The 5,906-nt window shown below is 65.2% G+C and carries 7 protein-coding genes; all 7 read left to right on the top strand.

Annotated features, from left to right (window positions below):
• Positions 1–709: PP2C family protein-serine/threonine phosphatase (locus tag P4L93_05110; protein ID MDR3686315.1), on the top strand; the 709-nt coding region annotated here is incomplete at its 5' end.
• 27 nt (positions 710–736) lie between these two features.
• Complete coding sequence (locus P4L93_05115) at positions 737–1,519, top strand: anti-sigma factor antagonist (GenBank protein ID MDR3686316.1); 783 nt, start codon at positions 737–739, stop codon at positions 1,517–1,519.
• Positions 1,519–2,637, top strand: a complete 1,119-nt coding sequence (locus P4L93_05120; GenBank protein ID MDR3686317.1) for a glycosyltransferase — start codon at positions 1,519–1,521, stop codon at positions 2,635–2,637. The genes P4L93_05115 and P4L93_05120 overlap by 1 nt, the downstream gene beginning before the upstream one ends.
• A 17-nt stretch (positions 2,638–2,654) precedes the next feature.
• Positions 2,655–3,224, top strand: a complete 570-nt coding sequence (locus P4L93_05125; protein MDR3686318.1) for a nitroreductase family protein — start codon at positions 2,655–2,657, stop codon at positions 3,222–3,224.
• Positions 3,212–3,937, top strand: coding sequence for an HAD-IA family hydrolase (locus P4L93_05130; protein MDR3686319.1), 726 nt, complete (start codon positions 3,212–3,214; stop codon positions 3,935–3,937). The genes P4L93_05125 and P4L93_05130 overlap by 13 nt, the downstream gene beginning before the upstream one ends.
• Before the next feature lie 4 nt (positions 3,938–3,941).
• Positions 3,942–5,648, top strand: coding sequence for an alkaline phosphatase family protein (locus P4L93_05135; protein ID MDR3686320.1), 1,707 nt, complete (start codon positions 3,942–3,944; stop codon positions 5,646–5,648).
• Between the two features lie 137 nt (positions 5,649–5,785).
• On the top strand, positions 5,786–5,906 hold a 121-nt coding region (locus tag P4L93_05140), incomplete at its 3' end, for a UbiD family decarboxylase (GenBank protein ID MDR3686321.1).

A 5,906-nucleotide genomic window follows, 5' to 3' on the forward strand; every position in this document is an offset into this window, starting at 1 on the left:
GCAGCAAAGCATCCTGCCCGACGAGCTGCCGGAGTACCTGGAGATCGAAGCTGCGAGTGTGTATCAACCCGCGGGCGCCGACGCTGAGATCGGCGGCGACTACTACGATCTGTTCCGCGCTCCAGACGACTCGATCTGGTTCGCGATTGCCGATGTGTGTGGCAAGGGAGTCACTGCCGCGACCAAGACCTCGATGATCAAGTATTCCGTTCGTGCGTTTGTCGCGGCCGGCATGTCCCCCGCGACCGTGTTGCGCGAAGTGAACCGGTTCGTGGCGGACTCCGGTGGTGCCAGCGACATCGTGACGCTGTGGGCGGGGAGGCTTACGCCGGAAACGGGAGAGCTCACCTATGCCAGCGGTGGCCACCCGCCGGGAGTCGTTAGACACATGGACGGTTCGTTCGAGAAGGCGAGCCCCACAGGACCGCTGCTAGGCGCGCTCGCTGACGTGGTGTATGGGGAAGAAACCCTTCAGCTCGGCGAAGGCGACGTGATTCTGCTCTACACGGACGGAGTCACCGAGGCGCGAAGCGACAAGCTGTTCTTTGGCGAGGACCGAGTGCAGGAGGCGCTGGCGCAGGGTGGGAGTGCCGAGGAGATCGTCAGGCGGCTGCTTACGCTGGTTCGTCGCTGGGTGCACGGGGAGTTGCGAGACGACGTGGCCGTGTTGGCGATTGCGTTGCGGCCGAGACACGGCGAACATGGATAAGATCGCACAAGGAGAAACCACCGCTTGATGTCTACTTTCGAGATATCGCACGCAGTCGACGCCCGCGCTTGCGTGGCGCGGTTGTTTGGCGATGTCGATACCGCAGTGGTGCCGGAGCTGCGCGAAGAGCTGGCCTCGGCGATCGAGAGTGGCTGCACGAACCTCATCCTCGACCTCACGCACGTCACCTACGCGGACAGCTCGGCGCTTGGGCTGCTCGTCTGGCTCGACCACAAGCTGCTGCCCAACGACGGGCGGGTGATGCTCGCGGGCGCGAACACGGACGTCTCGCGAATTCTGGAACTCTCGGGGCTTGCTCGGCTTGCCACCTCGATCTCCGTCAGCACCGATGTAGAGACGGCGCTCGCAGGGCTCGAGATGAGCCAGGTGCCCGCCAAGGCGCTTTGGCGCCGCGAGATCTGCATCCCCGCGGACGTGAACCGTCTCGCAGGCGTGCGCGACGAAGTCGCCGAGTTGGTCGCACCACTCGGTTTCGCCGAGTCAGCGATATTCGACATCAAGGTCGCTCTCGGCGAGGCCCTCGCCAACGCGGTGCGCCACGGCGCGCCCGCCGACGACGGTCGTGTGTGTGTCGAAGTCATAGCGTTCGACGACCGGGTCGTACTCGAGGTCGCCGACAACGGCGCAGGCTTCGACGGCGTCCACTTCGCGAGCGACGACCTGTACGCGTCGAGCGGTCGCGGCATCATGTTCATGCGAGCGCTCATGGATCGGGTCGAGTTCGAGCCGGCCAGCGGCGGCGGCACCCTCGTTCGCCTCGTGAAGCACCATCGGCCAGGCACGCTCTGATGCCGCAGCGCGCCGGTGCCAAGAAACGCATCCTGATCTTCTCGGCGTCGTTCGGTGGCGGGCATCGCTCGGCGGCTGAGGCGCTGGTTCGCTACTACCGCGAGCACTACGCCGACACTATCGACGTGCGCATGGTCGACTTCTTCTCGGAGTTCATGCCGAGCATCAACGTTCTGGCGAAGTTCGGCTACCAGCAGTCGGTGCAGTTCTTCCCGGCGCTCTATGGCAACTTCTACGACGTTTCGAACAAGCTGCCCACCAATCCGGTCGTGCACGAGTTGCGCACGATGGGCTTCGCCCGCGCGATGGCCTACATCGAGGCGTACCGGCCGGACGCCGTCATCTCGACGTTCCCGATCGCGGGTGGCGTCGTCTCCGACATCAAAGCCGACCGCCCCATGATCGTCGGCACGGTGATCACCGACTACGGCGTGCATCGTGCGTGGTTGCACCCCGCCACCGACTTCTACTTCTGTGCGTGCAAGGAGGTTCGTGAGGACCTCGTCGTGCGCGGAATCCCGTGGGACCGCACTGTGGTCTCGGGCATCCCGGTCGCCGAGAAGTTCGCCGAGCAGTTCGATCGCACCAAGCTGCGTCGCGAACTGGGGCTGGCTGACCGCTTCACGGCGCTCCTGACGGCTGCGGCCGGCCTTCCGGGCGACGTGCGTGACATCGCGGCGCAGCTCTCAGGCTGGGGCATCCAGGTCGCGGCGGTCACCGGTCACAACTCGCGACTGAAGCGCCGGCTTGATACGCTGGCCAAGAAGGCCGATCTGGTGAAGGTCTTCGGCTACACCAACGACATGCACAAGATGATGCACGCCGCCGACGTGCTGGTCGGCAAGGCGGGAGGGCTCACCGTTTCCGAGGCGCTAGCTGTGGGCCTGCCGCTCATCATCTACAATCCGGTGCCAGGCCAGGAACTCTACAACGTGGACTTCTTGGTGAACTACGGCGCCGGACTGCTGTCGCGCGACGAGGACGATGTGGTCGAGAAGGTGCGTTTCCTTTCGACCCACCCCGAGCGGCTCGAACAGATGGCCGTCAACGCGAGTACGCTGGGTAAGCCCGCTGCCGCGCAGACGATTTGCGAGCGGGTGCTTGCGGCCCTGCGCTGACTCCAGGAGGAGTGACGATGGAACTCACCGACGCCATCAGCAAGCGGCACTCAACGCGCGACTTCCTAGAAGACGATGTGCCACGCGAGATGCTCGAGCGGCTTGTCTCGGCGGGTTCGATGGCTCCCTCGTCCCTCAACGAGCAGCCGTGGAGGTTCTTTGTCGCGACCGGCGAAACCCGGGCGCGGCTCGGCAAGCTCATCGCGCAGGCAACTATCCACCTCTCTGAGTACATGGACGTCCTCGGCCCCAACCGTTACGAGGACGCCGTTCACTGGTATTCGTCGCTGGGCCAGGCACCGGCGTTGATCGCTGTCGCTTCTCCCTTCACCGAGGACGCCCTGGCCAAGCTCAACCGCCATCTTTCGGTCGGTGCGGCGATCGAGAACGTGCTGCTCGCGGCGGTGGACGAGGGGCTTGGCGCGTGCAACATCACCTTCTCCCACTGGGTCGAGGACGAGATCGCCGAGCTGCTCGGCCTGCCCGATGACTGGGATGTCTTGACGGTCGTGGCCATCGGCTGGCCGGGCGAGGTGCCGCCGGCCGCGCCTCCGCACCGTGCCGACGACGCCGTGTGGTTGGACTGACCTCGCCGATGATCCGCGCGGTCTTCTTCGACGTGGGCAACACGCTGCTGTTCCCGTATCCCAGCGTCAGCGAGGTCTGCCGAGAGATACTCGCCGACGAGGGTCACATCCACGACCTCTCGGCGATCGATGCGCTCATGCCGCTGGTCGACGAGTACTACGAGGATCGCTACCGCACCGATGATACGTTCTGGACCGACGAGGGAGAGACCTCGCAGGTCTGGATCGGGATGTACTCCCTGCTGTGCCGTCGCCTCGGAATCGCCGACGAGCCCGAGCGCATCGCTCGGCGCGTCTACGACGAGTTCGGCCTTCCAGAGCGCTGGCGGGCCTACGACGACGTCGCCCCAGCGTTTCGCCGGCTGCGCGAGCGCGGCATCGAGCTCGGCATCATCTCGAACTGGGACCAGCGGCTCGCCTCACTCCTCGATGGGCTCGGTCTGGGCGAGCTGCTTCAGACCGTTGTGAGTTCTGCCGAGGTGGGGCTGCACAAGCCGGACCCGCGAATCTTCGAGCTGGCGTGCCAACGGCTCAGGGTCGCACCAGCCGAGGCTGCTCACGTCGGAGACCACCACTACGCCGACATCATCGGCGCCACTGCGGTTGGGATGACCCCCGTGCTCATCGATCGCCACGGCTCGCCCGAAGTGCAGTCAGATCGCTTCCTGCGTACACTCGACGACATCGAGTCCGTACTCGAGTTGGAGGACTAGCAAAGTGGCCGACAAGGGTGCATCACGGGTGCTGTGGGTCAGCTTCGTGCTGGGCACCCTCGTGTGCCTCGGGGTCGCGTACGGCGCCTACACGCTTGCGGCTTACTCCTGGGCGCAGGTCGTCAACTACAACAGCCCCTATGTGTCGGCCGACCCTCCAGAGGGGTTGGTGTCGGTGGAGCCGACGCCGTCCGCTCCGATGGTGCGGCGAGTCGTTCTGGTAATCGTCGATGGGCTGCGCGAGGACGTTTCGCGGTCGTCGATGCCCACGCTGAACACTATGCGCACCTACGCCAGCGACATCTCCTTGACGGTCCCGCAGCCCTCGCTGAGCTTCCCGAACTGGACCACGATCCTCACTGGAGCCTCCCCGCCCATCAGTGGGGTGACGACTAACTGGCACTCCGGCCGGCAACTCGCTCCCACGCTCATCGACACGGTCAACGCATCCGGTGGCAAGGCGATCGTTGTGGGGCCGACCGACTTCACCGGTCTGTTCGGCATCCAGCCTGGTCCCCGCGTCTCGCTTCGGTCGTGGCCAAAGGGCGGCTACCTCTCGGGGCAGCTGGTCGATGACGCGTTAAGGCTCTCGAAGGAGTCGACGACGTCGAGCCTGATCGTTCTCCATCTTCCCGACGTCGACGAAGCCGGTCATGAGTTCGGAGGCGGTTCGGCTCAGTACCGGCAGACGGCGTCGAAGGTGGACGCCGACATCGCGCGGCTCGTCGCGGGACTGCAGTCTCCCGGGACGACGTTCGTGATAGTCGCCGACCACGGCCACACCGCGACTGGTGGGCACGGCGGGTGGGAGCCGGAGGTGCTCCAAGTGCCCGGAATCTTCGTGGGTGACAGCGTTCGGTTGGGCACCGGAACCGGCACGCTGGATCAGGTCGCACCGACGATTTCGGTGCTGCTCGGCCTGACACCACCGGCCTATGCCGAGGCACAAGCGCTGCGCTCGGTCGTCGCGACCGACGACGAAGCGGTGTTTGGCGCCGATGTGGCGCACCACCTCGCATTCGACGCGCACTACATCGGCGTCGTTCGCGGGGTCGTCCCGACAAACGAGCAGCTTCTGGCCGGCGACGGGGCCGATGCGAACGTGCAACTTGCTACGCAGGATCGCTTGGCTGCCGAGCGCAACGACCGCGTCTGGATGGTCCTCCTGGCGGGGGCAGCCGCGCTGGTCGTCATCTGCGTCATCGGCATTGCGTCGTGGCGCGCTCTTGTCGCAGCCGGTGTCGGTGCAGCTGTCTACTACGCAGCCTACGAGCTGCTGTTCTTCGTCGTTCACGGCTACCGATGGTCACTCTCGGCGTTCAATACCGAGACCTACGTCAAGGTGTTCATGAACTGGCGTCTGGGTGAGGCAGCTTTCTGCGCGCTATTGGGGGTAGCCGTCGCGGCGCTGCTCTACCCGTACCTGCGCGCCAACCCCAAAGGCCCACGCGACCCAGAGTACCTGCCGGGCCACCTCTCTCTGGCTCCCGCAACGTTGCTCCTCGTACTTGCCACCCTCGGCGTGCAGGTTGGGTGGTACCTGTGGCAGTGGGGCGCGACGATCACGTGGACGCTGCCCGACTTCATGTGGGCGTTCAAGGCCGACCTCGACATGGTGCAGATGACCGCCGTGGGGGCGGCCGCATTGCTCGCCCCGCTAGTGACGTATCTGATTGGGCGGTATCATCCCAGAGTGCGCCGCACGGCCTAGTAGTTCGCACGGCCCGCAGCTCCACGACCAGACCGACGCCGGGCGAAACGCGAGGTCGCCGGGTACCAAGACCAGAGTCGCCAGACCGACATTGCCGTCTGTCTGGCTCGTCCGCTCATCGGAGGGCATACCACTCAATGGCAGCTATCAAGGACCTTCGGGAATTCATCGCGCTACTCGAGAAGAAGGGGCAGCTCAAGCGCATCACGGCCGAGGTAGATCCCAACCTCGAGATCGGCGAGATCACCGACCGCGTCA

Source organism: Coriobacteriia bacterium (assembly GCA_031292615.1).
Taxonomy (GTDB): domain Bacteria; phylum Actinomycetota; class Coriobacteriia; order Anaerosomatales; family JAAXUF01; genus JARLGT01.

Coding starts and splice junctions, on each gene's coding strand:
- P4L93_05115 (MDR3686316.1), top strand. CDS start 737: ATGTCTACTTTCGAGATATCGCACGCAGTCGACGCCCGCGCTTGCGTG.
- P4L93_05120 (MDR3686317.1), top strand. CDS start 1,519: ATGCCGCAGCGCGCCGGTGCCAAGAAACGCATCCTGATCTTCTCGGCG.
- P4L93_05125 (MDR3686318.1), top strand. CDS start 2,655: ATGGAACTCACCGACGCCATCAGCAAGCGGCACTCAACGCGCGACTTC.